The organism is Lentzea sp. NPDC054927 (genome assembly GCF_053610285.1).
Map to the genome: position 1 here is coordinate 1 of NZ_JBSGXZ010000099.1, position 1,090 is coordinate 1,090.

Below are 1,090 nucleotides of genomic sequence, written 5' to 3' on the forward strand. Positions count from 1 at the left end.
GGGCGGTTAGTATCACAAGGTTCATCATGGGCGCGTTCACACGGGTACGGGAATATCAACCCGTTGTCCATCGACTACGCCTGTCGGCCTCGCCTTAGGTCCCGACTTACCCTGGGCGGATTAGCCTGGCCCAGGAACCCTTGGTCATCCGGCGGACGAGTTTCTCACTCGTCTTTCGCTACTCATGCCTGCATTCTCACTCGCATAGCGTCCACGGCTGGATTACTCCGCCGCTTCAACCGCTACACGACGCTCCCCTACCCATCCCAGCACAAGGCTGAAATGACACAGCTTCGGTGGTGTGCTTAAGCCCCGCTACATTGTCGGCGCAGGACCACTTGACCAGTGAGCTATTACGCACTCTTTAAAGGGTGGCTGCTTCTAAGCCAACCTCCTGGCTGTCTGTGCGACCCCACATCCTTTCCCACTTAGCACACACTTAGGGACCTTAGCTGGCGTTCTGGGCTGTTTCCCTCTCGACTACGAAGCTTATCCCCCGCAGTCTCACTGCCGCGCTCTCACACCACGGTATTCGGAGTTTGGTTGATTTCGGTAAGCTTGTAGGCCCCCTAGACCATCCAGTGCTCTACCCCCGCGGTGAAACACACGACGCTGCACCTAAATGCATTTCGGGGAGAACCAGCTATCACGGTGTTTGATTGGCCTTTCACCCCTAACCACAGCTCATCCCCCAGGTTTTCAACCCTGGTGGGTTCGGGCCTCCACGCGGTCTTACCCGCGCTTCACCCTGGCCATGGCTAGATCACACCGCTTCGGGTCTAGACCACGCGACTCAAGCGCCCTATTCAGACTCGCTTTCGCTACGGCTACCCCACACGGGTTAACCTCGCCACGTAGCACTAACTCGCAGGCTCATTCTTCAAAAGGCACGCCGTCACCCCTAAAGGCTCCGACGGATTGTAGGCACACGGTTTCAGGTACTATTTCACTCCCCTCCCGGGGTACTTTTCATCTTTCCCTCACGGTACTAGTCCGCTATCGGTCACCAGGGAGTATTTAGGCTTAGCGGGTGGTCCCGCCAGATTCACAGCGAATTTCACGAGTACGCTGCTACTTGGGAACACTCTAA

General features: G+C 56.7%; 1 rRNA gene. It reads right to left on the reverse strand.

Annotated features, from left to right (window positions below):
• A 23S ribosomal RNA gene (locus ACWGE0_RS45640) occupies nt 1-1,090 on the reverse strand; the annotation flags it as partial.